This is a genomic window from Bacillus basilensis (assembly GCF_050630465.1).
Classification (GTDB): domain Bacteria; phylum Bacillota; class Bacilli; order Bacillales; family Bacillaceae_G; genus Bacillus_A; species Bacillus_A basilensis.
In genome coordinates, this window is the sequence record NZ_JBNTQO010000013.1 from 35,770 (window position 1) to 61,793 (window position 26,024).

A 26,024-nucleotide genomic window follows, 5' to 3' on the forward strand; every position below is an offset into this window, starting at 1 on the left:
ATGTCCTTTATTGATGAAGAAAATTATCGTATGAAACGTGCAAAGAAAAAGAAGCATAAAGGTATTGTTATTTCTAGCATAGCAGGAACAATTGTAGGAGCTTCGTTATTTGCATTTGGAGCTCCTTTATTTTCAAATGATGGGGGCGCGCTTCCGCAAGCTGAAGCAAGTGGAAGTAATATGGCCGAAGCTCAAGGAATTAAACAGATTAGCTTTGTGGATGCTGTTGATCGTGCGTCTGAAGCCGTTGTTGGCGTTATTAATATCCAACGAGATAATTTTTCAGAGGCAGATTCAGAAGCTGGCACAGGATCGGGTGTCATTTATAAAAAGACAGATGGCCAAGCTTATATTGTAACGAATAATCATGTTGTTGCTGGAGCAAATCGCATTGAAGTAAGTTTAAGTGACGGTAAGAAGGTTCCAGGAAAAGTATTAGGAACCGATGTAGTCACAGATTTGGCTGTACTAGAAATCGATGCAAAGCATGTGAAAAAGGTAATTGAAATTGGCGATTCCAACACTGTTCGTAGAGGAGAACCAGTCATTGCGATTGGAAATCCGCTCGGGCTGCAATTTTCTGGGACTGTCACACAAGGCATTATTTCGGCTAATGAACGTATCGTCCCTGTAGATTTAGATCAAGACGGACATTATGATTGGCAAGTAGAAGTATTGCAAACAGATGCAGCAATTAATCCAGGTAATAGTGGTGGTGCACTTGTAAATGCGGCAGGTCAATTAATTGGTATTAACTCAATGAAAATTGCAGCAAAAGAAGTAGAAGGAATTGGACTAGCTATTCCTGTTACTAGAGCTGTTCCGATTATGAATGAGCTGGAGAAGTACGGAAAAGTAAGGAGACCGTATGTTGGAATTGAACTTAGATCATTAAATGAAATTCCAAATTATTATTGGTCAAAAACATTGCATTTACCAGGCAATGTAACAGAGGGAGTTTGTATTTTAGATGTGAAAAGTCCTTCGCCAGGTGCAGATGCTGGTTTAAGAGAACACGATGTAATTGTAGCAGTAGATGGAAAACCGGTTCGCGATATTATCGGATTCCGTACGGCCTTATATGATAAAAAAATTAATGATAAAATGACTCTTACGTTTTATCGTGGTACAAAACGAGCAACAACAACCGTTAAACTAGGCATTCAAAAGTATTGAAAACAGGAGGGCCTACCTCCTGTTTTCTATTGTAGAAAAGTGAGGTGAAGAATATGAATTTACCTTGTTGTTTAGAACATGTTGAATTAGCTTTAGATATTATTGTGGATGAGTGTGAAGTTGCACCGGTTATTAACAATGTGGATAACTTAGAAAAAGAGAAAAAAACATGTGAATTTTGTCAAAATGAGGCGACATATGTTGTATCGAACACAGATTCTCACACAATATGTGGGTAATAATTGTGGATATGTGGATAAGTTATGTGGATAACATGTTTGTAAGGTGGGGAATAAGTGTGAATATCTCTATTATTTCAATTGGGAAATTAAAAGAAAAATATTTAAAACAAGGTATAGCAGAATACTTAAAAAGATTATCTGCATACGCAAAAGTAGAAGTAATTGAATTACCAGATGAAAGGGCACCAGAAAATTTAAGTGAAGCAGAAATGTTAATTGTAAAAGAAAAAGAAGGTATACGTATACTGGATAAAATTTCTGATGATACGCACGTAATTGCGTTAGCGATAGAAGGAAAACAAAAGTCATCAGAAGAATTTGCAGTAAGTTTAGATCGTCTTGCTACATATGGAAAGAGTAAAGTTGCGTTTGTAATTGGTGGATCACTTGGACTAAGTTCAGAAGTAATGAAGCGTTCAAACGAGTCACTTTCCTTTTCAAAGATGACGTTACCACATCAATTAATGCGATTAGTGTTGCTTGAGCAAGTGTATAGAGCATTTCGTATTAATCGTGGGGAACCGTATCATAAGTAAAATTACTTTTTCTATATAAAAAGAGTAAAAAAGGCCATTGGACAAAAATTACCGATGGTCTTTTACATATTAATAGGTGGTATATAGATTTCCTAAAATAAGTATGTTTCTATTTCTAAAAAAGTGTGCTGTAATATGAAGAGGAAACAGTATAAGTAGTCATAGAAGTGAGGAGTTAAAGGTGAAGAAGTTTAAGAAATTTTACTTGGAGATTACGAGTGTATGTAATCTTGCGTGTAGCTTTTGTCCGCCGACGGAAAGGCAGAAGCAATTCATTTCTGTGGAGGATTTTGCTAAAAGATTAGACCAAATTAAACCTCACACAGACTACATTTATTTGCACGTGAAGGGTGAGCCGTTGCTACATCCGAAAATAGATCAATTGTTAGATTTAAGCCATGAAAAAGGGTTTAAAGTTAATATTACAACGAACGGGACGTTAATTAATAAGAGAAGGCATAGACTGTTAAATAAACCTGCTCTAAGACAAATGAATTTTTCATTGCATAGTTTTGATGGACACCCAGGTTCACAGGATAAAGAAGGCTATGTAAGAAGTATACTTTCCTTCATTAGAGAAGCGACAAGTCAATCGGATTTAATTGTTTCACTACGTTTATGGAATTTAACGCAGGATAATAAAACAAATGCTGAAATCCAGAAAAATAGAGAGTTATTATCCATCATTGAAAATGAGTTTGATTTATCTTATCAAATTGAAGAGAAGCTTACACCAGGAAAAGGTATAAAAATTGCGGAACGTGTCTTCATTAATCAAGACTATGAATTCCAGTGGCCAGCATTGCACGAAGAAGAGGATGATGGAAAAGGATTCTGTCATGGTCTTCGAAATCAAGCTGGTATTTTAGCGAACGGAACGGTTATTCCTTGTTGTTTAGATGGTGAAGGGATTATTAACCTTGGGAATATTAATAATGATTCATTTTCTAACATTATAGAAGGTGAGAGAGCGACAAACATTGTCGATGGATTTTCGAAAAGGGTTGCAGTCGAAGAACTATGTAGGAAATGTGGATACCGTAAAAGATTTGGAAAGTAAATATGAAATAAGCCCTCATAAAGCGAGGGCTTATTTTTTTATTCTTGATAAGAGCGCTCTAATTGATCGATTAAGGAACCGACGTAAGAAACAGCTTTACGGATTGCATCTGGTTTTGACATATCTACTCCGGCGTGTTTCATTAATTCAAGTGGTTTCATCGTACCACCAGCGCGAAGTACATCTAACCAACGATCAACGGCAGGTTGCCCTTCCTCTTTAATCATTTGAGCTACCGCAGTAGATGCAGTGAGGCCTGCGGAATAGGTGTAAGAATATAAGCCCATATAATAATGAGGTTGACGCATCCAAGTTAAGCCAGCACCTTCATCAATTTCTACAGAATCACCCCAGAATGTCGAAAGTACATTTGTTTTTATTTCAGTTAAAGTTGTGGCTGTAAGTGCTTCTCCTTCTTCTGCTAGAGTGTACACTCTTCTTTGGTATTCTCCCTCAAGTAAGTGAGTAACAAAGTTATGATAATATGTGCCGAGTAGTTGCAGAATCACCCATCTGTGCATTCTCTTATCGTCAGTAGTCGCTAATAAATGCTGGGCTAATAATAATTCATTCATTGTAGAGGGTGCTTCAACAAAGTACATGGATGGACGTACATTCATAATACGCTGGTTTTTATTTGCTAAATAAAAATGACCAGCATGCCCAAATTCATGGGCTAATGTGAAGCATCCACGCATCGTATTTTGCCATGTAATTAAAATGTATGGATGAGAACCATATGGGCTTGAACAAAATGCTCCAGTTGATTTGCCTACGTTATCTGCAAGATCGACCCATCTTTCTTTGAATCCTTTTTCGATAATGGAACTATATTCATCGCCGAGTACTTGTAAAGAGTCTTGAATAAGTTTTCCAGCTTCTTCGTAAGTAATTGCCGGATTAAATTCGGGATCTAAAGGTGCATGTAAGTCGCAGAACAGCATTTGATCGAGTCCTAATACTCTCTTTTTTAAATCTGCAAAACGGCGCATATGAGGCGCTAATTCTTTATAAATAATATCAAGTTGATTGTTATACATTTCAAGTGGGACTTTTTGTGGTTCTAAAAGCATATGAGTAACAGATTCAAATTTGCGTAAACAAGAAAGTGTTACTTGTTTTTTTACTTCAGTCGCATATGTTGTTGCCACTGTATTTTTATATCGTTTCAAGGTGGAAACAAATGATGAGTATGCTTTTCTACGTATGTCTACGCTTGGAGAAAACTCATATTTGCTCTCAAATAATGCAAATGAGACAGGTAGTTCCTTTCCTTGTTCGTCTTGTATAGAGGTAAAATCCATATCGGCTAATTTAGTCATACCGTAAATTTTGTATGGAGAACTATGTACTTCGCCAAGCGCAGCAAGAACTTCTTCTGTTTCGGGAGAGAGCGTGTGCGGCCTTTTTTGTAGTATGTCTAGTAATGATTTACGGAAAGGTTCAAGTTTTGTTTCTTCAGTTATATATTTTTCAATTGTGCCTTCATCGAATGAAAGGATTTCATTGTGAATAAAGGAAAGTGCAGTATGTACTTTCGTCCATAAAGCAGCAATTTTGGAAGAGTTCGCTTGAATAACTGGATTTGTACGATCAGCAGATTCTTTTAAATTTGCATAGGAGTATAGTTTTGTTAACTTCATTAAAAGCTCTTCTTCTAAAAGTAGGCAATGTAATAAGGTAGTGGGGCTAGTGTGTAATTGCCCTTTAAACGCATCAAGTTTTTTTATATCATTTGTTAATACACGTAATGCAGTTTCCCACTCTTTATCAGATTCGAATAAATCAGAGAGGTCCCATGTTAGTTCAGTAGGAACTTCTGCACGAATATGGCGTTTCTCAATTACATCTTTCATTTATTATATCCCCCTTATTATAAGTATCTAAAAACATGATACTAGAAAATTCAGTAAAATGAAAATATTTAACATTTTTATACATGAAAAGAAGGACAAGTATAAAAATACTTGTCCTTCGAGTTAAATTTTAAAATTAATATACTTTATCACCGTTGAAAATAGAGTTTTTCACGACTACATAATCTACAGTACGAATCGATTCTAATTTTGTTCCACCAGCGTAAGAGATAGAAGATTGAAGATCTTGTTCCATTTCGATTAAAGTGTCTTCTAAAGAACCTTTATGCTCAACGAACATTTTCTTACCTTCAACGTTTTTCTTCTCACCCTTTTGGAATTCAGAAGCTGAACCGAAGTACTCTTTATAAAGTTTGCCGTCTTTTTCGATTGTTTCCCCTGGAGACTCTTCGTGACCAGCGAATAGAGAACCGATCATAACCATAGTCGCCCCAAATCGAATAGATTTAGCTACGTCGCCGTGTGTACGAATACCACCGTCAGCGATAATTGGCTTACTTGCAGCTTTTGCACACCAGCGAAGTGCAGCTAGTTGCCAACCGCCAGTTCCAAAGCCTGTTTTAATTTTAGTAATACAAACTTTACCAGGTCCAATACCAACTTTTGTTGCGTCAGCACCAGCGTTTTCTAATTCTCTTACCGCTTCTGGAGTTCCAACGTTTCCAGCGATAACGAAGCTTTCTGGTAAATGCTTTTTAATATGTTGAATCATGTTGATCACAGCATTAGAATGTCCGTGTGCGATATCAATCGTGATGTATTCAGGTGTAAGTTGCTCAGCAGCTAATTGTTGTACGAATTCATACTCATCCTCTTTTACACCAACGCTAATAGAAGCGATTAATCCACGTGATTGCATATCTCTAATGAATGAAATTCGTTCCTCTGGTTGGAAACGGTGCATGATATAGAAGTAATTATTTTCAGCTAAATAAGTTGCAATTCTTTCATCAATAATCGTTTGCATATTTGCAGGTACGACAGGTAATTTAAATTTATGTTTTCCTAAAGTGACAGTTGTATCACATTCAGAGCGGCTATTTACAATACATTTTGCAGGAATTAATTGAATGTCTTCATAGTCGAATACGTTTTCCATCATTTACACCCCTAAAATACGAATATTTTATTCATTTTGTTTAAAAATGTTCGTCCAAAAGATAATTTACATTATTTTCACTCATAAGTCAAAGGTTTTCATGTTTATATTTGAAAATTAAAGTTTAGCTACGTATTTTGTAAGTTCATGTGATGAAAATGTGTTTAAACATAGTATTATTTGATGTAAAATTATGTTTGGAAAATAAAAGTTAAAGAGGGAATTTTAGGAGGGGTACTAATGAAGCGTCTAGTATATATGGATTGGTTACGAGTATTAGCGACAATCGCAGTTGTTACAATTCACGTTTCGGCTGGTTATGTTTCCGTTTTAGATGCAAATAATGCTTCACGCTGGATGGCTGGAAATCTATTTGAATCGATTTCACGTGCAAGTGTTCCGATTTTTGTAATGATTAGTGGAGCTTTATTGTTAAAGGGGACAAAGGATATTTCAGTCGGGGAATTTTTACAGAAGCGCGCAATTAAAGTGATTATACCTTTTGTAGCTTGGAGCGCTATATTTTATGCATATGGGGCCTATGCAGGGTATTTTCCGGCATCTTTAAAGCAAGGGATAAAGCACTTTTTAACGGATACCATTGGGGGACATTTATGGTTCTTATACATGATTGTAGGGATATACTTAATTACACCTCTACTGAAAATCTTTGTGAAGAACGCTAAAAAAAGAGAGATAGAATACTTTTTAATTTTATGGCTATACGCGTCTGTTGTAGTCAATTTAGTTAAATATTATTATCCTATCAACTTTAATATTGAATTATTTTACGTTACAAATTATGTAGGGTATTTCTTACTTGGTTATTATCTGTCTAATTTTGACATTTCGAAAAAATGGAGAAATATTTCTTACATTGGAGGATTCGTAGGATTTATTAGTACATTCTTTATTACGTATTACTATACAGTAAAAGCAAATGGGCAGTTAGAGCAGTTTTGGTATGGATATTTTGCGCCAGGTGTCGTACTGATGGCGATTGGATTATTTATATTTTTTAAATATGCATTCCAAAAATCAGAACGAGAATTACCATTGTTATTCCGTTTTATAAATCAAGCAAGCCTTGGAATCTATATTCTTCACTTCTTCTTATTAAATAACTTGTTGTACATGGTTTTCCCTAAGGTAAATGAGCGTGTGCATGCAATATTGGCGATACCTATTAATGTAACGATTACAATTGTTCTTAGTATGGTAATTACGTTAGTATTGCAAAGAATACCAGTTGTGAAAAAACTAGTTCCGTAAAAAATGAATATGGTATAGATAGGGCAGACTTATTATTAAGGCTGCCCTTTACTATTTTAAAATTATACTTAGATAAATTTAGGTTTAAATGAATTAAAAACAGTGGATTAATATAGTATCTTACTATAGTCTAAAGTGAGGTATGAAGAACATAATAGGTTAAATATAAAATCAAATGAGGTTAATATATGAGTAAAAAAAGTTTTAGTAATTATGCATTAAGTAAAGAGATAAGACGAGCACTTACTGGTTTAGGATATGAGCATCCAACAGAAGTACAAGGAGAGGTTATCCCAGTTGCATTGCAAAAGAAGGATCTTGTTGTAAAGTCGCAAACGGGAAGTGGAAAAACGGCTTCGTTCGGTATACCACTTTGTGAAATGGTAGAGTGGGAAGAGAATAAACCACAAGCGTTAGTCTTAACACCAACGAGGGAACTTGCTGTTCAAGTGAAAGAAGATATTACGAATATAGGGCGATTCAAGAGAGTTAAAGCTGCTGCAATTTATGGAAAATCCCCATTTGCACGTCAAAAATTAGAGTTAAAGCAAAAGACGCATATAGTAGTAGGGACTCCAGGACGTGTATTGGATCATATTGAAAAAGGGACCCTTTCTTTAGAACGGTTAAAATATTTAGTGATTGATGAAGCAGATGAAATGCTAAACATGGGCTTTATCGATCAAGTAGAGGCAATTATTGATGAATTACCTATAAAAAGAATGACAATGCTATTTTCAGCAACCTTACCGGAAGATGTTGAAAGGTTATCCCGTACATATATGAATGCACCAACTCATATTGAAATTAAAGCGGCTGGGATTACAACAGATAAAATTGAACATACCCTTTTTGAAGTAAGGGAAGAAGAGAAACTTTCACTTCTTAAGGATGTAACCACGATTGAAAATCCAGACAGTTGCATTATTTTCTGTCGTACACAAGAAAACGTAGACCATGTATATAGACAGCTAAAACGAGTTAATTATCCTTGTGACAAAATACACGGTGGTATGGTACAGGAAGATCGTTTTGAAGTGATGGATGATTTTAGAAAAGGAAAGTTCCGTTATTTAGTAGCAACGGATGTAGCTGCGAGAGGAATTGATATTGATAATATTACACACGTTATTAATTATGATATTCCATTAGAGAAAGAAAGCTATGTACACCGTACAGGAAGAACAGGACGAGCTGGTAATAGCGGAAAAGCCATTACATTTATAACGCCTTATGAAGATCGATTTTTAGAGGAGATTGAGGCGTACATCGGTTTTGCAATTCCGAAGGCACACGCACCTTCAAAAGAAGAAGTTATAAAAAGGAAAGCTGCATTTGAAGAAAAAATACACGCTAAACCAATGATCAAGAAGGATAAGAATGCGGATATAAATAAAGGAATTATGAAATTGTACTTTAATGGCGGAAAGAAAAAGAAAATTAGAGCGGTGGATTTCGTCGGTACAATTGCTAAAATTCAAGGTGTTTCCGCTGAAGATATAGGCATTATTACAATACAAGATAATGTTTCTTATGTTGAAATATTAAACGGAAAAGGACCACTTGTTTTAAAGGTTATGAGAAATACAACGATAAAAGGTAAGCAATTGAAAGTTCATGAGGCAAATAAGTAAACAAAAAAACTATCCACTTTAATAGGTGGATAGTTTTTTTGTTTAAGATCCTTTTAAATCATCGACTAACTTCTCTGCTAAACGTCTATACATATTACTCATGTTCACTAAGGAGTTTAGTAATAGAAACTTTTCTAGTTTTGGATCTTCTAAGGAAGAAATCTCACTTACTTCTGAAACGCGGTTATTTATATCTTGTTTAAAGCTTTCGACGTTGTTTTCGGTAAGAGTAAGATAATCTTTATAGAGTGTATTTAATTCGAATGAACCATCGCTTAATAAGGATTCATTTATATGTTCTAAGGAACTTTTTATGTCATTAATGGAAAGAGCCCCTTTTAATTGATAAATTAAACTGATTAAAATCATATGCTCTTTTGAGTATTTTTTATTTTTGATTGGAATAAACAATTTACCTTTTGCATAATTGTTAATCATTGTTTTTGTTAATACCTTTTCATCATCGGTTCTTGTTGTATCCGTATAAGTGTTTTCAAATAGTTGGACAACCTGGTCTACATACAAATCGACATTTGGAATGTCTTTCAGTGTAATATTTTTTTCTAAATGTAATGTTTCAAGCAATTTATTTATATTTTCCACGTAGAACCCCTCACTTTTATGATTTAGTGGAGCGTAATGTTTAGTTTATCTCTAAATATGGTATTACGAAACAAATGAATTGTAAATGTTGACCTCTAATAATAATGTGTATATAATTACATATAGTTATTAAAACTACATGTAATTATATGAGGGGTGTTTATATGAATGCTTATATAAGAGAACCGGTTAATGCTTTTACCCATTTGGGAGGAGCTGTATTATCATTTATTGCATTACTAGCTATGCTTGTAAAAGTTTCTATTAAGATGCCATCTTTTGCGGCAATTACAGCTGTTATTTTGTTTGGCATCGGAATGATGGTTCTGTATACAGCATCAGCTGTATATCATAGTGTTGTAGCCAGTGAACGTGTTATTTATTTCTTTAGGAAGCTTGATCACTCTATGATTTTTATATTGATTGCAGGTACATATGCACCATTTTGTTTAATTACATTACATTCCGCACACGGTTTATTATTATTTTGTTTAGTTTACGCAACCGCCATTTGTGGTATTGTTTTTAAAATGTTTTGGTTCAATTGTCCAAGATGGCTATCAACAGCAATTTATATTACAATGGGGTGGTTAATTGTTCTGTTCTTTGCGCCGTTAGCTGCTAACTTAAGTACAGGTGGTATGGTGCTCCTAGTGCTTGGAGGTATTCTTTATACAATTGGTGGATTTATTTATGGAACAAAGCCCAAATGGTTAGAGTTTAACCATTTGGGGCATCATGAAATTTTTCACGTGTTCGTGTTATTGGGAAGCCTTGCCCACTTTTTAAGTGTATATTGTTACGTAATTTAACAGTATGAAATTTCTGAGCAAATTTTATTTTTCTTGATTAATAAAAAAAGATATAGACACATATGTATGTTGAAGAGTTGCATAACGTAAAGGTTATGTGGCTCTTTTTTATATAAATAATAATTAAAGATAAATTTTTAGAATTATCAGTCTTTTTTGTGGTAGGATAGATTTGTATTGAGGTTATAAAATTTTATAATTAATAATTAGTGGGGGACTATATATATGGCGATACTTATAACGGGTGGAGCAGGATATATTGGTAGTCATACATGTATAGAATTATTAAATAGTAATTATAAAATTATAGTCGTAGATAATCTTTCAAATAGTTCAATCGAGTCCTTAAACCGAGTAAAAGAAATAACAGGAAAACAATTTGAATTTTATAAAGAAAGTGTTTTAAATCGTGAAAAAATGAATGAGATTTTTTTGGAAAATAACATTGAAGCGGTTATACATTTTGCTGGGTTTAAAGCAGTGGGGGAATCTACTACAATCCCACTTACATATTATTATAATAATATAATAAGTACGATCGTACTATGTGATGTGATGCAGAAACATAATGTTAAAAATTTTATTTTTAGTTCATCTGCAACTGTATATGGAATTCCAAAAACATCACCAATTACAGAAGAATTTCCACTGAGTGTGACAAATCCGTATGGGCAAACAAAATTAATGATTGAGCAAATTATGCGTGATGTAGCAAAAGCTGATGATGAGTGGAGTATTGCGTTACTTCGTTATTTTAATCCATTTGGAGCACATCAAAGTGGCCGTATTGGAGAAGATCCAAATGGGATTCCGAATAATTTAATGCCATATGTAACGCAAGTAGCGGTAGGTAAGTTAAAGGAGCTAAATATATTCGGAAACGATTATCCAACGAAAGATGGGACGGGTGTCCGTGATTATATTCACGTTGTTGACCTTGCAAAAGGACATGTAAAGGCACTTGAGAAAGTACTTAAGACGAAAGGAATCGAAGCGTATAATCTTGGCACAGGTAAAGGGTATAGTGTATTGGAGATGGTAAAGGCTTTTGAGAAGGTTTCGGGTAAAAAAATACCTTATAAAGTGATAGAGCGTCGTCCTGGTGATGTAGCAATCTGTTTTGCTGATGTATCTAAAGCGAAACGAGAATTAGGATGGGAAGCGGAATATGGGTTAGAAGAGATGTGTGTAGATTCTTGGAGATGGCAAGTAAATAATAAAAATGGATATCAAATGATTTAAGATAGTTAGTAAAGTATTCTCTTATTCTTTTATGTATACAATAAATTGTAATCTTTATCATGTTGCTTGAGATCGGTAATATGTTCACTTGGGGAAAGAGAACATATTACTGATCATGGCGTTTGAACAGCAATTTGTTCTATATCAATTTTAGATACTGGAAAGAACTATTAATGAATGCGAACAAGTTGTTTATGATACACCGTATTACCTTCTTGGCTTGTATAAGGCGGTACGCTTCGTCCGAAACAATTTGCAATAATATTGGAGTGAGTAGGATAAGAAATACGAATTTCATACAAATTAATAGCTTCATCTAAATTGGCATAAAATACTGCTAGATTGTTGCCTTGTAAAGGGTATGGAAATTCTACAACTGTATCTTCACCAATGAGTACAGGTAATTTTACAGGACTAGAATAGTTAGACCAATCCCAAACCTCTATATTTATATAGTGTGCATAATATGCATCTAAATTTACAATGTTTATTACTGCTGAAACTGTTGCAGGCTCTCTTGTTAATACACCTGTTGAATGAATACCAGCTTGATGTGGATAATGAAGAGGCATAAATATCAGACCTTTCTAATTTAATATGATTGTACAATATTCTATGCAGATCATTGATAGAATGAAATAGGGAAAATGTATCATTCTATTAATTTTTTATAGAAATAAAAAATGTAATATTGAATAATATTCCAATACTTGTATCATTGGTAAAGTGCGTTTATAATCAAATAATCATTAGCTTTTTGATTGAATTACGTATTATTGAAAGCGTTTTTATTATGTGATACATTTCGATGGGCATGATTACTATATGACATGTATCGAAGGGGTTTTTTTATCGTTTTTTAAGGTAGGAAGTCTGACTTATATTCGAAAAAACTTTGTATGTAGTTGTAAGTAAGAAGGAGAATAAGGAATAATATAATTTTTACAAGATGGGGAGGGACAGTGTGAAAATGTAAGGTTTTCACATGAGGATATATGGGTTACGTAGGATTATTACTTTCGGGTGCAGCTTTATTTTTAAATAGTCTTGTTATATTAGGAAAAGCAGAGATGAAAAGTGCGGGTGTTTTTAATTTATTTGTAGGAGCATTACAAATTATTATTCCGTTCTATCTGATCATGATTTCTGACCAAAGCAATTGGACAGTGTATTCATATGCAGCTACTTTCTTATTTGGATTAACCTATTTATATGTAGGTGTTACCTTTATAAAGGGAATGGATAGTAGCGGTCTAGGGTGGTTTTGTATTTGGGTAGCAATTATTGCTTTATTCTATATGGTTGTTTCATTTGTTCAATTCCATGATGTTGTGAATGCGTTAACGTGGTTTATGTGGGCATTACTTTGGTATTTATTCTTTGTATTAAATACACAAAAAAAGAATATCAATCAATATCTTGGAAGGATTGCTTTCGTACAATCATGGGTAACATTGACGTTGCCTTCACTCTTTTATTTTATGGGAGTATGGGGAGAGGGATTCGTATATGAACTATGGGTTTATGTATCCGTAATTTCTATTTTATACTTCTGTTATTGTATTTATAAATATCGAGTACGTTAATCTATTTTCTGTAGAAAAGCATGGAATCGTTACACTAATTCCATGCTTTTTATATGTTAGCATTTATAATAGAGAGGTAGTATTTTACAATTTATCAAAATGGGGATGATGAAGTTGAAAAAAGTATTGGTGCTAGGGGGAACTAGATTTTTTGGTAAACATTTAGTAGAAGCGCTTTTGCAAGATGGACACGATGTAACGATTGCGACGAGAGGAATTACGGAAGATTCTTTTGGAAGTGCAGTAAAAAGACTTATTGTAGATAGAGAAGATGAAGAGCAATTAACAGAGCATCTAGAAGATAAAAGTTATGATATCGTATACGATAATTTATGCTATAGCTCGAATGCAGCGAATATAATATGTAAAGTTTTGGAAGGGAAAACGAAGAAATACATTATGACATCTTCAATGGTAGTCTATGAACCTGCACTAAACTTATCAGAAGAGGAATTCAATCCGTTCGAGTATGAAATCGCGTATGGAGATAGAAATGACTTCAGTTATAGTGAAGGGAAGAGGTTAGCCGAAGCAGTTTTATTCCAAAAAGCGACATTCCCAGTTGTGGCAGTTCGTTTTCCGGTTGTTATTGGAGAAAACGATTATACGAAAAGGTTACAATTTTATGTTGAACATATTGTGAGGCAAGAACCTGTCGCCGTGAATCATTTGGGTGGAGAGTTGTCGTTTATACATGAAGAAGAAGCAGGGCAGTTTTTAGCTTGGTGCGGGACAGAAAGCATAGAAGGACCAATTAATGCTTGTAGTCACGGGGTAATTTCTACTGGAGAAATTATTCATTTCATAGAAGAAAATACGGGAATAAAAGCACTCCTGCAAGAAGTAGGGAATCATGTAGCGCCTTATAATGAATTGATTAATTGCACATTACATAATGGAAAAGCTAATGAATTAGGATTCCCGTTCCGAGAGTTGAAAGTAGAAATAGCAAAAGTATTATGTTATTACATACATGCGATGAAATAATCATAAATCCCCCGGTGGCAATCCGGGGGATTCTGGAGGATTTCGACAATACTAATTTTACATTACCAAACTTACCTTATACGCACGACTAATGTTTTTGTGATTGAATTGCTTGTAAATACTTTTCATTTACCCGGTCCCAGTTCACTGTATGCCACCAGTTGGTAACAAATTCTGGACGCCGATTTTGATACTTTAAATAATAGGCATGTTCCCATACATCGATGACGAGTAATGGAATCTTACCTTCTTGCAAAGGTGTATCTTGATTGGGTGTACTCATAACAGCAAGTTCTTTACCATCAAGGACAAGCCATCCATATCCACTTCCAAAACGGCTAATTGCTGCTTTGGACAGTTGATCTTTTAAGTTGTCAAAGGTATTGAAATAATAATCGATTACTTTTGCAACGTCTCCATTAGGCTCACCGCCACCTCGTGGGCTCATTACTTCCCAAAAAAGACTATGACAATAATGACCACCACCGTTATTTCTTACAGCTGTAACAATTTCTTTTGGTAAAGTATCTAAATTACATAGTAATTCTTCTAAAGATTTATTATGTAATTCCGTATAATTTTCTAAAGTAGCATTTAAATTGTTTACGTATGTCGCATGGTGTTTTCCATGATGAATAGAAAGCGTGTTGCTATCGATATATGGCTCTAGTTCATCATAGTCATATGAAAGCTTTGGCAATTGAAATGAAGACATAACATTACCTCCTTTCTTTTTAAAAGTTGACCTAGGTAAAAATAATTTACCTGAGTCAAAAATACACCTATTTTTCATACAAGTCAATAGTAATCTCTTTAATTTTCTGAAAAATATTACAATAAAAGTAACACTTCGACTTTCATTTGTGACTCGTATTCTTTTTGCTTATACTGTAAAGTAGTAACGTTTTGTTGAAATAGAAGGAGATCGTTTATGAGTAAAACGAAACAATTAATAGAAGAAGCGAGTCATTTTATTATGATTTGCTATAAAGAGCTTAATAAAGAACAATTCATAGAAGAGCGAATGAAAGAAATTCAAGCTGAGGTAGAGAATACAGGGACGTATGAGCATACATTTGAAGAACTTGTTCATGGATCGCGAATGGCATGGCGCAATAGCAATCGATGTATCGGAAGATTATTTTGGAGCAAGATGCATATATTAGATGCACGTGAAGTAAATGATGAGGAAGGTGTATATAATGCATTAATTCATCATATTAAATATGCAACGAACGACGGAAAAGTGAAACCGACAATTACAATTTTTAAGCAATATCAAGGTGAAGAAAATAATATACGAATTTATAATCATCAATTAATTCGATATGCAGGATATAAAACAGAAATGGGAGTGATTGGTGACTCTCATTCCACTGCGTTTACAGATTTTTGTCAGGAACTTGGCTGGCAAGGAGAAGGTACGAATTTTGATGTATTGCCACTTGTATTTTCTGTTGATGGAAAAGAGCCTGTATATAAGGAAATTCCTAAAAAAGAAGTGAAAGAGGTACCAATTGAACATCCAGAGTACCCAATCTCATCTTTAGGAGTAAAATGGTATGGCGTGCCAATGATTTCAGATATGCGCTTAGAAATTGGCGGTATTTCCTATACAGCGGCTCCGTTCAATGGATGGTATATGGGAACAGAGATTGGGGCACGTAACTTAGCGGATCATGATCGTTATAACTTACTTCCGGCAGTTGCGGAGATGATGAATCTAGATACATCGAGAAACGGTACGTTGTGGAAAGATAAAGCGTTAGTTGAATTAAATGTAGCTGTTTTACATTCCTTTAAACAACAAGGAGTGAGTATTGTTGACCACCATACTGCTGCACAACAATTTCAGCAATTTGAGAAGCAAGAAGCCGCTTGTGGTCGGGTTGTAACAGGGAATTGGGTGTGGCTCATTCCACCGTTATCTCCAGCTACCACTCATATTTATCATAAACCGTATCCGAATGAAATTTTGAAGCCGAATTTCTTTCATAAATGATATTTAGTATAGTTTTTTTCTGCAAAATATAATTTTTTAAAATTACCGTTACGTAGCAAATGGAAGCCTTTACCCTCGGTTATTTTTGGAAGGGACTTTTTGAACCAAGAAGTTCCTTATGTTATAATCAAATTTCTGTTTCGAAGACCTTATATAAATATAAGGTCTTTTGTTTTGCTTTTTTATGTAAGAGGAATAGAAATTTTCTTTTAAATAAGGGATTTAGCATATTTTTAGGGACAACATAAGTGTGTAGGAAATTGATAAATTATTATACTTATATAATCATTGTGTTTTGGGTGTAAAAAATAAAACATAATAAAGTTTTTTTTTTAGATTGCTGAGGAAGGAGGAAGTGTAAATGAGGATGAAGAGTCGAAAAACGGATTGGCCTGTATTTCTTATTAGTGGTGGCTCACTTTTATTATTTGTAATTGCGGTTTTTTTAAATAAAAGTTACGTAGAGGGAGTCATTAATAGCAGTTTTACAGCTTCAATTAAATATTTTGGTGCTTTTTGGCAAGTTTTATTAATTGGTACATTTATTGTTGCAATGTGTATGGCGTTCTCGAAATATGGGAGAGTTAAACTTGGGGGGCTAGAGAAACCTGAGATTAGTACGACAAAATGGCTCGCTATTATTATGTCTACATTGCTTGCCGGAGGTGGCGTTTTTTGGGCAGCGGCAGAGCCGATGTACCACTTGCTGACGGTGCCACCAATACATGAAGGTATATCTGCTGGAACGCAAGAAGCAGTCATGCCGGCTTTAGCACAAAGTTATATGCATTGGGGTTTCTTAGCTTGGACGATTTTAGGGACAATTAGTGCAGTAGTGATGATGTATGGGCATTACCATAAAGGTATGCCGTTAAAACCTCGAACGCTTTTATATCCTATTTTTGGAGAGAAATTGCGAAAGAGTATACTTGGAACGATGATCGATGCATTTGCCATTATTGCGGTAGCGGCAGGGACAATTGGTCCAATTGGATTTTTAGGACTACAAGCAAGTTATGGATTACAAGCATTGTTTGACATTCCTGATGTGTTTACTACTCAATTAGCCATTATTGTTTGTGTAGTAGCTGTTTCTACTATATCCGCGGTAACAGGAATTGATAAAGGAATTCAAATTATAAGTAATTTAAATGTTAGATTAGCAGTTCTATTAATGGTATTTGTATTACTATTTGGACCAGGTGGATTTATTATTGATTCATTTGTTTCTTCGTTTGGATTTTATATAAATGAATTTATTCCAATGAGCACATACCGCGGTGATACAGGTTGGTTAGGATCGTGGACAATCTTTTTCTGGGGATGGTTTATTGGATATGGACCGATGATGGCAATTTTAGTGAGCCGAATTTCAAGAGGGAGAACAATCCGAGAAATCATCGTTGCAATTGGAATTATTGCACCTATTATTACAACGTTTTGGTTTACTATACTAGGGGGATCAGGTGTATTTTATGAGTTAATGAATCCTGGTTCTATCTCGACCGCATTAAGTGAATCGGGTATGCCAGCGGCTATGATTGCAATTACAGAGCAACTGCCACTCTCCAATATTATTGGACCTGCATTTCTTTTATTAACAATTTTATTTGTAGTGACAACAGGAGATTCAATGGCGTATTCGATTTCAATGGCAGTGACTGGAGATGGAAATCCTAGAATTAGTTTGCGAGTTTTTTGGTCGCTTATTATGGGCGCAGTTGCAGCGATTCTTTTATACATGGGTGAGGGAAGTATTAATGCATTGCAATCATTCATCGTAGTAACGGCTGTCCCAGTGTCAATTCTGTTGTTCCCAATGCTATGGCTAGCGCCTAAAGTCGCAGGGGAATTAGCATTAAAACAAGGTATTGTAAAAGAAGAAGATAAAACTGCTTTCTTATTTCAGAAGGCTAGTAAATCAAAATAATAAATAAACAAATAAAAGAGGAAGCATCTTAAATGAGATGCTTCCTCTTTACTATTTATCCAACTACTTTTCTTGAAGGGGGATAGTTCTCGAACAATCATTTTGTACAGTTTTAATCTATTCTAATACTTTACCTTTCGTCTCTGGGACACATAATAGCATCGTAACTAAACCGATTGGATAGATAATGAAGATGAGAGAGAGTGCTCCCATTAAATTACCACCTGCAGCGAGTAATCCGATAATGACAGGCCCAAATCCAGCTAAACCACGTCCTGTACCGAAAATAAAGTTTTCTGCTGTAGAGCGAGCTTCAGCAGGATAGTTTTCAGCTAAAATTGCTCCGAATCCTCCCATCATGCCATTTGCAAAGAATCCAAGCAATGCACTTCCCCATAGCAATAATGTTGAATCTGTGAATAAGAAGAAGTAAATGAGACAGTAGATAGTACCACCGACATAATAGATTGTAAAAGTTTTACGGCGACCAATTTTATCGGCTAGAATACCAAAAGTTGCAATTCCAATGAGCATGCCGATTGTAGAGATGAACATCCAACCGCTCGCTTTTGCTAATGTGTAGTTATATTTATTCGCTAAAATAGTGGGCATCCATGTAAAGATTCCATAATATCCGAAGTTCTGGATGAATGACATAATAATAAGTCCAATTGTTGTTATCGTTACTTTTTTATTGGCAAATAACTTTCGAAGTGGGAACTTTTTCATTTGCTTTAGTTGTTCTACTTCAGTAGTTGTTAAATTACCTTCAGCTTCTTTTTGTAGCAATTCTTTTTTGTATCGTTGTTTTTGTTCCCATATTTTCGGTTCACTTAAACTTTTGCGAACGTAAACAGCTAATAAAGCGGGAATGAGTCCAAATAAGAAAACAGCTCTCCATCCAAAATGCGGGACGATAAATGCTGGAAGGAGTGAAGCGACTAGTACGCCAAATTGCCATCCAAGTGCAACAACTGATGTCGCCTTAGCACGCATGTCTTTAGACCATGTTTCAGTTACGATGGCCATTCCAATCCCGAATTCACCACCAACTCCCATTCCAACTAAAAAGCGAAGAATTAATAATTGCCAATAATCGGTTGCGAAATAAATAAGTGCTGTTGCTAGTGAAAATAGTAAGATTGTGAAGGCCATCGTACGGATACGCCCAAATAAATCAGCAATAAATCCAAATAAATAAGACCCGATTAGCATACCTATTGTGGTAGCTAATGTTAAGTTTCCGCCTTCAACAGGGCTTAAATGAAATTCTTTTAAAATGTAGACAAGTACGAAAGATAAGAGCAACATATCTAAACCTTCTGCTGCATATCCTAGCGCAGAACCAAATAGTGTTTTATATCTTTTCTCTTTCGTCTCCTCTGTTGTTGATTGTAAATCAGTAGTGACGTTCATCATTATTCCCCCTTATTTTCTTCTACAGTCGCTATGGAAGAATAACAAAAGGCCTTCTCACCTGATATGATGAGAAGGCCAAAAAAGCATACGTATCCCTAAAAAGAACATACGTATATTGTATTCCGACTTCCTTCTCAACCTCACGGGGTTGGGTTAAAGGACTGTATTATATTACTTTATTTTTAGCACTCTTCTATTATATTGTCAAATAAAGATGGAATTGTTCTGTGTAAAATATTTCAAAAGGTATTTCATTCTTCTTGACGTCTACTTCATTATTTTCCCATAATAAAACTAACTACTATAAAAAGGAATGAATCACAGATGCTAAATTTAGTACTTATGATGATTGAACGCGTCGGACTTATTGTTATTTTAGGGTTTTTACTTTCGCATATTAAAACGTTCAGGCGCCTTCTTCATAAGCAAGACGGATATGTAGATAAGCTTAAACTTATTTGTATTTTTTCGGTGTTTACAATTGTAAGCAATTACACAGGAATTGAAATAGCAGGAAATACGATTATGAATGAAAATTGGCTACAAGGCGTTTCTTCATCGAGCACAATCGCGAATACACGTATTATGGGTGTTGGAATTAGTGGATTACTTGGCGGACCTATCGTCGGAATTGGAGTAGGATCAATTGCTGGTATTCACCGTTATATGCTTGGCGGGACGACAGCACTAAGTTGTGCAATCTCTTCAATTTTAGCGGGGATTATAACAGGTTATATTGGATACATTTTTAAAAGATATAATCGTACAATTACGCCTAAATTTTCAGCGATTTTAAGTGTTTTTATCGTTTCTTTAGAAATGATTATGATCCTATTAATTGTAGAGGATGGAATGAGTATTGTGAAAACAATTGCGATACCGATGATCCTTGTAAATAGTTTTGGAAGTTTTATTTTACTTTCTATGATACAAGCTATTTTGCGTCAGGAAGAGAACGCAAAGGCACTTCAGACTCATAAGGTATTACGTATTGCAGATAAAACGTTACCGTATTTTCGCCAAGGCTTAACAGAAGAGTCATGTAAGCATGTGGCACAAATTATTCACCGCTTTACAGGGACAGATGCGGTATCCTTAACAGATACAGAGAAAATATTGGCTCACGTTGGATTAGCATCAGATCACCATATTCCTTCACATAGTTTAATAACTGGTTTATCGAAAGAAGTGTTAAATACAGGGAAAATAATGAAAGCAAAATCACGTGAGGTTATTAATTGTCAACACGAAGGCTGTCCTTTGCAAGCTGCTATCGTTATTCCACTAACTTCACATGGAAATACGATAGGGACATTAAAACTATATTTCAAAAATCCTAACCAGTTAAGTCGTGTGGAAGAGGAATTAGCAGAAGGATTAGCAAAAATATTCTCTACACAACTTGAATTAGGTGAAGCTGAGTTGCAAAGCAAATTATTGCAAGATGCGGAAATAAAAGCATTACAAGCACAAATTAACCCACACTTTTTATTTAATGCGATTAATACAGTATCAGCTTTATGCCGAACAGATGTAGAAAAGGCAAGGAAGTTATTATTACAGCTTAGCGTGTATTTCCGTTGTAATTTGCAAGGGGCACGTCAGTTATTGATTCCACTAGAACAAGAATTAAACCATGTACAGGCATACCTATCACTAGAACAAGCAAGGTTCCCAAATAAGTATGAAGTAAAGATGTATATTGAGGATGAGCTAAAGATAACCTTAGTACCACCATTTGTTCTTCAACTATTGGTTGAAAATGCATTGCGACATGCTTTTCCGAAGAAGCAACCAGTATGCGAAGTGGAAGTGCATGTCTTTGAAAAAGAGGGTATGGTTCACTTTGAAGTAAAAGATAATGGACAAGGAATTGAGGAAGAACGTTTAGAACAATTAGGAAGAATGGTAGTTTCGTCAAAGAAAGGGACAGGAACAGCTTTATATAATATTAATGAACGTCTTATTGGGTTATTTGGGAAAGAAACGATGCTTCATATCGAAAGTGAATTAAATGAGGGGACAGAGATTACTTTTGTTATTCCAAAAAAGATAGGGGAGGAAGAGCGGGTTGTTAAAAGTATTAGTAGTTGACGATGAAATGTTAGCACGTGATGAACTAAAGTATCTATTAGAGAGAACGAAAGAAGTTGATATAATAGGTGAGGCTGATTGTGTAGAAGACGCATTAGAAGAGTTGATGAAAAATAAACCAGATATTGTGTTTCTAGATATTCAGCTATCCGATGATAACGGATTTGAAATCGCGAATATATTAAAGAAGATGAAAAATCCACCTGCAATTGTATTTGCTACTGCCTATGATCAGTATGCGCTGCAAGCATTTGAAGTAGACGCGTTAGATTACATTTTAAAACCATTTGATGAAGAGCGTATTGTACAAACATTAAAGAAGTATAAAAAACAAAAACAATCGCAAATAGAAACAAAGCAAGAAATAAAGGGAACAGATGTAACAGCAGAGATGCATAAATTAGCATTACCAATTGAAGAATCAATCGTACTTGTTAATATTGAAGATATTGTATATGTAGGGCTTGTAGATGGAAAAGTGACAGTAAAAACAATGAGGGAAACGTATGTAACACACGATACACTTGTAATTTTGGAAAAGAAGTTGCCACAAGCAAGTTTTATGCGTGTCCATCGTAGCTTTATTGCAAATATTAATCATATTACTGAAATTCAGCCATGGTTCAATTCTACTTATAATTTAATCATGAAAGAAGGATCGAAAGTACCTGTTAGCCGTACATATGCAAAAGAACTCAAGAAGCTGCTTCGTATTTAAGAAGCAGCTTTTGTATTTCATCCTTTTATATTTGTAACTGATTTTGTATATTTGACGTTCTGTTATGTAAACGCTTACTTAGGCGTTTATATCCTATACAATAAAGGTACCAAATCGAAAGAGGTGGCCAAAATGAGTACAAAAAAAGTATATAGTTTCTTATCACAAGCATTCATATTCTCAGCTATTATGTTAATTTCTAATATTATTGCAACACATTTACCAATTCCGATGCCTTCATCGGTAATCGGGTTAGTCATTTTATTTAGTCTATTATGTTTAAAAGTAATTAAATTGGAGCAAGTTGAATCACTTGGAACAGCTTTAACCGGTATTATCGGATTCCTTTTCGTCCCATCAGGTATTTCAGTTATTAATTCTCTTGGTGTAATGGGACAATATTTTGTACAAATTTTAACTGTAATTGTTGTCGCAACAATTATTTTACTCGCTGTAACAGGGTTATTTGCACAATTTATTTTAGGAAAAGATGAAAAAGAAACAGAAGATACAAAAGAATTGAAAGTAGTAAATAAAGGACGCAAGCACGGAAAGGTTGCGTAACCATTTTAGAATATATTGTTAGGAGGTAATGAACATGGCAAGTACAATGACTCCATATTTCGGAATCGTCGTTTCATTAATCGCATACGGAATCGGCACATTATTATTTAAGCATTCTAAAGGATTCTTCTTATTCACACCATTATTTGTAGCGATGGTATTAGGGATTGTCTTTTTAAAGGTAGGTAACTTTACTTTTGAAGAGTATAATACTGGCGGAAAAATGATTAGTTTCTTCTTAGAACCAGCAACAATTGCCTTTGCAATACCGTTATATAAACAAGTTGATAAGTTAAAAAAATATTGGTGGCAAATTTTATCAGCTATCGTAGTAGGATCTATTTGTTCAGTAATTGTCGTGTTCATTGTTGCAAAAGCAATTGGTCTAGATACAGCAGTAATGAATTCAATGTTACCGCAAGCAGCAACAACAGCAATTGCGTTACCAATTTCTGAAAGTATTGGTGGTATACCAGCAATTACATCGTTTGCAGTTATTTTTAACGCAGTTATCGTATACGCATTAGGAGCATTATTCTTAAAAACATTTAGAGTGAAACATCCAATTGCAAAAGGTTTAGCGCTTGGAACAGCAGGTCACGCATTAGGAGTAGCAGTAGGAATTGAAATGGGTGAAGTAGAGGCAGCTATGGCAAGCATTGCTGTAACGGTAGTAGGGGTTGTAACAGTAGTTGTCATACCAATGTTCATGCCGTTTATTGGATAGTAAAACTTACTTAAAAAAATGAGAAAAGCAAGCTATTTGTAGGACAGATTTCTACTGATAGCTTGCTTTTTATGTTACAGTAGTGGTAAGACCTATCTCTAATAAAATGTAAGTTTCCTTAAATCTTCATTAATACTATGTAGAATACGTTTTGAATTAGGTCATTGTATTGTAAAATAAGAAGTAAGCTACTATAGACCTACTAAGGTAGGCGTATAATGAGCTTATAAAAATCTTAATATGAATGAATAATTAAAAGTAGAAAAGAGAGAAAAATCTACTTATTAACGTTTTACTTTATAGGACAGGAGAGAGTACTCGTCGATTATGCAAATAAAAAACCTGTTTCAAAGCAAAGGATTTCAGAGGTTACTCGTATTAGTAATACTTGCTCTCGTGTTATACGGGCTGCAAAGTATGTTGAATTTAATTTTAATTACGTTTATTCTCACGTATTTAATGGATCGATTCCAAAAGTTTATTTCTCGTAAATTAGATCATTTTATGCCCATCAATCGAAAGCTCATTATAGCATTTCTATATGTCATGTTAATTGGTGGAATTGCTATTACGCTATTTAAATATTTACCAGTATTAACGATACAAATTTCACAATTGATTTATCAATTTAACGTATTTTTAAGAAACCCACCGGATAGTGAATTAATTAAGTATGCAGTTAATGCTGTCAATCATATGGAACTTTCTAAATATGTAGGACAAGGTGTAGACATTTTGTATAAATCGATTACAAATGTCGGGAAGTTCGGACTTCAAGTTTTACTTTCTTTAATTTTAAGTTTATTTTTCCTGTTGGAGAAATCTCGTATCGTTGCTTTTACTGCAAAATTTAAAGAAAGCCGACTTGCAATTTTCTATACTGAAATTGAGTACTTCGGTAAGAAATTTGCACGTTCATTCGGAAAAGTAATCGAAGCACAATTTTTAATTGCAGTTGTTAACTGTGTTTTATCCGTTATTGCATTATGGATATTAGGATTCCCACAATTATTAGGTTTAGCGTTAATGATCTTCTTACTCGGTTTAATTCCAGTAGCTGGGGTTATCATTTCGTTATTCCCACTTTGTATGATTGCCTACAATATCGGCGGTATTATGTACGTTGTTTATATTTTAATTATCGTAACAGTCATTCATGCGCTTGAAAGTTACGTGTTAAATCCGAAGTTTATGTCGCAAAAAACAAACTTACCGATTTTCTATACGTTTATGGTATTAATCTTCTCAGAACACTTCTTAGGTGTATGGGGACTAATTATCGGTATTCCAATCTTCATTTTCTTATTAGATGTCTTAGATGTGACGAGTGATGAAATGGAGAAGGACTTGGAAAAAAATAAAATGAAGTAGAGAAAAGCATCGATGTTCGATGCTTTTTCTTTTATAACATGATGTTTCTTATGCCATACTGTAAGAAGAATATAGAATAGGGGTGAAAGAATGGTTGTAAATGAAAAGGTAGAATTAGCTACATTTGCTGGAGGGTGCTTCTGGTGTATGGTTTCGCCATTTGAAGAGATGGAAGGGATTATAAAGGTTGTTTCTGGTTATACAGGCGGTCATAAAGAGAATCCAACCTATAAAGAAGTGTGCTCGGAAACGACAGGACATTATGAGGCAGTACAAATTACATTTGATGCAACCAAAATGCCGTATGAAGAGTTATTAAATATATATTGGAGACAAGTTGATCCGACTGATGTAGGTGGGCAATTCCACGATCGTGGACAGTCTTACGAAACAGTGATTTTTTATCATAATGAAGAACAACATAAGAAGGCAGAGGATTCAAAAGAAGAGCTTGCACAGAGTGGGCGTTTTTCAAAGCCGATTGCGACAAAAATATTACCAGCTACTACGTTTTATCAGGCTGAAGAATATCACCAAGGATATCATAAGAAAAACACATTCCGCTACGAGTTATACCGTAAGGGCTCAGGGCGAGATGCGTTTATTAAGCAACATTGGCCAAAGGATAATGCTCATTTAAAAGAAAAACTCAATGAGATGCAGTTTTATGTAACGCAGGAAAATGGAACAGAACCACCTTTTCAAAATGAATATTGGAATCATAAAGAAGAAGGTCTTTATGTAGACATCGTTTCAGGAGAACCTTTATTTACTTCTTTCGATAAGTTTGATAGCGGATGCGGCTGGCCTAGTTTTACAAAGCCAGTTATGTCAGCTAGTGTGAAAGAAAAAATGGATGTGAGTCATAATATGACGCGTACGGAAGTGAGAAGCAAAGAAGGGGATTCACATCTTGGACATGTATTTCCAGATGGCCCAGGACCAAATGGACTTCGCTATTGTATAAACTCAGCAGCCCTTCGATTTATTCCAAAAGAGGAATTAGAGAAAGAAGGCTATGGTGATTTTCTAATTTTGTTTGGAAATAAAAAATAACCTCGCAGTTAGCGAGG

Annotated in this window: 24 protein-coding genes and 1 pseudogene; 19 read left to right on the top strand and 6 right to left on the bottom strand. The window is 34.7% G+C overall.

All coding sequences use genetic code 11. The features are described 5' to 3' along the window. The 4 genes from ACQVV1_RS21010 (at window position 1) to ACQVV1_RS21025 (ending at window position 3,014) form a co-directional block, all read left to right on the top strand. Window positions 1-1,176 carry a S1C family serine protease gene (locus ACQVV1_RS21010; RefSeq protein WP_063223985.1) on the top strand — a complete coding sequence of 392 codons (1,176 nt, stop codon included), beginning with the start codon at window positions 1-3 and terminating at the stop codon, window positions 1,174-1,176. Between the two features lie 53 nt (window positions 1,177-1,229). Beyond that, window positions 1,230-1,415: a CxxH/CxxC protein gene (locus ACQVV1_RS21015; protein ID WP_001052824.1), complete on the top strand. Its 186-nt coding sequence runs from the start codon at window positions 1,230-1,232 to the stop codon at window positions 1,413-1,415. A gap of 59 nt (window positions 1,416-1,474) precedes the next feature. Next, window positions 1,475-1,954 carry a 23S rRNA (pseudouridine(1915)-N(3))-methyltransferase RlmH gene (gene rlmH, locus ACQVV1_RS21020; RefSeq protein ID WP_431169457.1) on the top strand — a complete coding sequence of 160 codons (480 nt, stop codon included), beginning with the start codon at window positions 1,475-1,477 and terminating at the stop codon, window positions 1,952-1,954. Window positions 1,955-2,135: 181 nt separating this feature from the next. Further along, window positions 2,136-3,014 carry a radical SAM/SPASM domain-containing protein gene (locus ACQVV1_RS21025; protein WP_000713633.1) on the top strand — a complete coding sequence of 293 codons (879 nt, stop codon included), beginning with the start codon at window positions 2,136-2,138 and terminating at the stop codon, window positions 3,012-3,014. 38 nt (window positions 3,015-3,052) lie between these two features. Here ACQVV1_RS21025 and pepF read toward each other — a convergent pair whose 3' ends face one another. Next, complete coding sequence (gene pepF, locus ACQVV1_RS21030) at window positions 3,053-4,870, bottom strand: oligoendopeptidase F (protein WP_242254062.1); 1,818 nt, start codon at window positions 4,868-4,870, stop codon at window positions 3,053-3,055. Between the two features lie 136 nt (window positions 4,871-5,006). Then, complete coding sequence (gene guaC / locus ACQVV1_RS21035) at window positions 5,007-5,990, bottom strand: GMP reductase (RefSeq protein ID WP_063223981.1); 984 nt, start codon at window positions 5,988-5,990, stop codon at window positions 5,007-5,009. Between the two features lie 240 nt (window positions 5,991-6,230). Between guaC and ACQVV1_RS21040 the strand changes: the two genes are divergently transcribed. After that, a complete protein-coding gene (locus tag ACQVV1_RS21040) occupies window positions 6,231-7,262 on the top strand; it encodes an acyltransferase (RefSeq protein ID WP_309259580.1) in 1,032 nt (343 codons plus the stop codon). A gap of 188 nt (window positions 7,263-7,450) precedes the next feature. After that, window positions 7,451-8,896, top strand: coding sequence for an ATP-dependent RNA helicase DbpA (dbpA, locus tag ACQVV1_RS21045; RefSeq protein ID WP_309259579.1), 1,446 nt, complete (start codon window positions 7,451-7,453; stop codon window positions 8,894-8,896). Window positions 8,897-8,938: 42 nt separating this feature from the next. Here dbpA and ACQVV1_RS21050 read toward each other — a convergent pair whose 3' ends face one another. Then, window positions 8,939-9,499, bottom strand: coding sequence for a DUF1836 domain-containing protein (locus ACQVV1_RS21050; RefSeq protein ID WP_242254065.1), 561 nt, complete (start codon window positions 9,497-9,499; stop codon window positions 8,939-8,941). A 164-nt stretch (window positions 9,500-9,663) separates the two neighbouring features. Between ACQVV1_RS21050 and trhA the strand changes: the two genes are divergently transcribed. Together trhA and galE are read left to right on the top strand one after the other, a co-directional pair. Further along, window positions 9,664-10,311 carry a PAQR family membrane homeostasis protein TrhA gene (trhA, locus tag ACQVV1_RS21055; RefSeq protein ID WP_309259578.1) on the top strand — a complete coding sequence of 216 codons (648 nt, stop codon included), beginning with the start codon at window positions 9,664-9,666 and terminating at the stop codon, window positions 10,309-10,311. Between the two features lie 225 nt (window positions 10,312-10,536). Beyond that, complete coding sequence (galE, locus tag ACQVV1_RS21060; protein ID WP_242254067.1) at window positions 10,537-11,553, top strand: UDP-glucose 4-epimerase GalE; 1,017 nt, start codon at window positions 10,537-10,539, stop codon at window positions 11,551-11,553. 170 nt (window positions 11,554-11,723) lie between these two features. Here galE and ACQVV1_RS21065 read toward each other — a convergent pair whose 3' ends face one another. Next, window positions 11,724-12,125 carry a hypothetical protein gene (locus ACQVV1_RS21065; protein ID WP_242254069.1) on the bottom strand — a complete coding sequence of 134 codons (402 nt, stop codon included), beginning with the start codon at window positions 12,123-12,125 and terminating at the stop codon, window positions 11,724-11,726. 423 nt (window positions 12,126-12,548) lie between these two features. Here ACQVV1_RS21065 and ACQVV1_RS21070 point away from each other — a divergent pair, with 423 nt between their 5' ends. Together ACQVV1_RS21070 and ACQVV1_RS21075 are read left to right on the top strand one after the other, a co-directional pair. Beyond that, window positions 12,549-13,139 carry an AmiS/UreI family transporter gene (locus ACQVV1_RS21070; protein WP_000542569.1) on the top strand — a complete coding sequence of 197 codons (591 nt, stop codon included), beginning with the start codon at window positions 12,549-12,551 and terminating at the stop codon, window positions 13,137-13,139. 105 nt (window positions 13,140-13,244) lie between these two features. Then, complete coding sequence (locus tag ACQVV1_RS21075; RefSeq protein WP_309259576.1) at window positions 13,245-14,126, top strand: NAD-dependent epimerase/dehydratase family protein; 882 nt, start codon at window positions 13,245-13,247, stop codon at window positions 14,124-14,126. Between the two features lie 88 nt (window positions 14,127-14,214). On the opposite strand, the gene sodA is transcribed toward ACQVV1_RS21075, so the two are convergent. Beyond that, window positions 14,215-14,841 carry a superoxide dismutase gene (gene sodA, locus ACQVV1_RS21080; protein ID WP_242254071.1) on the bottom strand — a complete coding sequence of 209 codons (627 nt, stop codon included), beginning with the start codon at window positions 14,839-14,841 and terminating at the stop codon, window positions 14,215-14,217. Window positions 14,842-15,057: 216 nt separating this feature from the next. Here sodA and ACQVV1_RS21085 point away from each other — a divergent pair, with 216 nt between their 5' ends. Continuing rightward, window positions 15,058-16,128, top strand: coding sequence for a nitric oxide synthase oxygenase (locus tag ACQVV1_RS21085; protein WP_242254073.1), 1,071 nt, complete (start codon window positions 15,058-15,060; stop codon window positions 16,126-16,128). Window positions 16,129-16,489: 361 nt separating this feature from the next. After that, window positions 16,490-18,058, top strand: a complete 1,569-nt coding sequence (locus tag ACQVV1_RS21090; protein WP_242254074.1) for a BCCT family transporter — start codon at window positions 16,490-16,492, stop codon at window positions 18,056-18,058. 117 nt (window positions 18,059-18,175) lie between these two features. On the opposite strand, the gene ACQVV1_RS21095 is transcribed toward ACQVV1_RS21090, so the two are convergent. Continuing rightward, window positions 18,176-19,474 (bottom strand): MFS transporter, encoded by a 1,299-nt coding sequence (locus ACQVV1_RS21095; RefSeq protein WP_431169458.1) that lies wholly within the window; start codon window positions 19,472-19,474, stop codon window positions 18,176-18,178. Window positions 19,475-19,801: 327 nt separating this feature from the next. On the opposite strand from ACQVV1_RS21095, the gene lytS reads away from it, so the two are divergent. The 7 genes and pseudogenes from lytS (at window position 19,802) to msrB (ending at window position 26,007) form a co-directional block, all read left to right on the top strand. After that, window positions 19,802-21,571 carry a two-component system sensor histidine kinase LytS gene (gene lytS, locus ACQVV1_RS21100; protein WP_431169459.1) on the top strand — a complete coding sequence of 590 codons (1,770 nt, stop codon included), beginning with the start codon at window positions 19,802-19,804 and terminating at the stop codon, window positions 21,569-21,571. After that, a complete protein-coding gene (locus ACQVV1_RS21105) occupies window positions 21,549-22,289 on the top strand; it encodes a LytR/AlgR family response regulator transcription factor (RefSeq protein ID WP_242254079.1) in 741 nt (246 codons plus the stop codon). Before lytS ends, ACQVV1_RS21105 begins: the two co-directional genes overlap by 23 nt. Before the next feature lie 132 nt (window positions 22,290-22,421). Then, window positions 22,422-22,853, top strand: a complete 432-nt coding sequence (lrgA, locus tag ACQVV1_RS21110; RefSeq protein ID WP_060633042.1) for an antiholin-like murein hydrolase modulator LrgA — start codon at window positions 22,422-22,424, stop codon at window positions 22,851-22,853. A gap of 34 nt (window positions 22,854-22,887) precedes the next feature. Then, the gene (lrgB, locus tag ACQVV1_RS21115) at window positions 22,888-23,580 is read left to right on the top strand and encodes an antiholin-like protein LrgB (protein WP_000168869.1); all 693 of its coding nucleotides are present in this window, start codon (window positions 22,888-22,890) and stop codon (window positions 23,578-23,580) included. A 327-nt stretch (window positions 23,581-23,907) separates the two neighbouring features. Beyond that, a complete protein-coding gene (locus ACQVV1_RS21120) occupies window positions 23,908-24,951 on the top strand; it encodes an AI-2E family transporter (protein ID WP_242254081.1) in 1,044 nt (347 codons plus the stop codon). 90 nt (window positions 24,952-25,041) lie between these two features. Next, window positions 25,042-25,566: pseudogene (msrA, locus tag ACQVV1_RS21125) on the top strand (peptide-methionine (S)-S-oxide reductase MsrA); the annotation flags it as partial. Beyond that, window positions 25,555-26,007, top strand: coding sequence for a peptide-methionine (R)-S-oxide reductase MsrB (msrB, locus tag ACQVV1_RS21130; RefSeq protein WP_257148876.1), 453 nt, complete (start codon window positions 25,555-25,557; stop codon window positions 26,005-26,007). The pseudogene msrA and the gene msrB, both read left to right, overlap by 12 nt. Window positions 26,008-26,024: the final 17 nt, after the last annotated feature.

Coding starts and splice junctions, on each gene's coding strand:
- pepF (WP_242254062.1), bottom strand. CDS start 4,870: ATGAAAGATGTAATTGAGAAACGCCATATTCGTGCAGAAGTTCCTACT.
- lrgB (WP_000168869.1), top strand. CDS start 22,888: ATGGCAAGTACAATGACTCCATATTTCGGAATCGTCGTTTCATTAATC.
- ACQVV1_RS21075 (WP_309259576.1), top strand. CDS start 13,245: ATGATGAAGTTGAAAAAAGTATTGGTGCTAGGGGGAACTAGATTTTTT.
- ACQVV1_RS21010 (WP_063223985.1), top strand. CDS start 1: ATGTCCTTTATTGATGAAGAAAATTATCGTATGAAACGTGCAAAGAAA.
- lrgA (WP_060633042.1), top strand. CDS start 22,422: ATGAGTACAAAAAAAGTATATAGTTTCTTATCACAAGCATTCATATTC.
- ACQVV1_RS21070 (WP_000542569.1), top strand. CDS start 12,549: ATGGGTTACGTAGGATTATTACTTTCGGGTGCAGCTTTATTTTTAAAT.
- ACQVV1_RS21015 (WP_001052824.1), top strand. CDS start 1,230: ATGAATTTACCTTGTTGTTTAGAACATGTTGAATTAGCTTTAGATATT.
- ACQVV1_RS21120 (WP_242254081.1), top strand. CDS start 23,908: ATGCAAATAAAAAACCTGTTTCAAAGCAAAGGATTTCAGAGGTTACTC.
- lytS (WP_431169459.1), top strand. CDS start 19,802: ATGCTAAATTTAGTACTTATGATGATTGAACGCGTCGGACTTATTGTT.
- ACQVV1_RS21040 (WP_309259580.1), top strand. CDS start 6,231: ATGAAGCGTCTAGTATATATGGATTGGTTACGAGTATTAGCGACAATC.
- sodA (WP_242254071.1), bottom strand. CDS start 14,841: ATGTCTTCATTTCAATTGCCAAAGCTTTCATATGACTATGATGAACTA.
- ACQVV1_RS21065 (WP_242254069.1), bottom strand. CDS start 12,125: ATGCCTCTTCATTATCCACATCAAGCTGGTATTCATTCAACAGGTGTA.
- dbpA (WP_309259579.1), top strand. CDS start 7,451: ATGAGTAAAAAAAGTTTTAGTAATTATGCATTAAGTAAAGAGATAAGA.
- ACQVV1_RS21090 (WP_242254074.1), top strand. CDS start 16,490: ATGAGGATGAAGAGTCGAAAAACGGATTGGCCTGTATTTCTTATTAGT.
- ACQVV1_RS21095 (WP_431169458.1), bottom strand. CDS start 19,474: ATGAACGTCACTACTGATTTACAATCAACAACAGAGGAGACGAAAGAG.
- trhA (WP_309259578.1), top strand. CDS start 9,664: ATGAATGCTTATATAAGAGAACCGGTTAATGCTTTTACCCATTTGGGA.
- guaC (WP_063223981.1), bottom strand. CDS start 5,990: ATGGAAAACGTATTCGACTATGAAGACATTCAATTAATTCCTGCAAAA.
- galE (WP_242254067.1), top strand. CDS start 10,537: ATGGCGATACTTATAACGGGTGGAGCAGGATATATTGGTAGTCATACA.
- ACQVV1_RS21085 (WP_242254073.1), top strand. CDS start 15,058: ATGAGTAAAACGAAACAATTAATAGAAGAAGCGAGTCATTTTATTATG.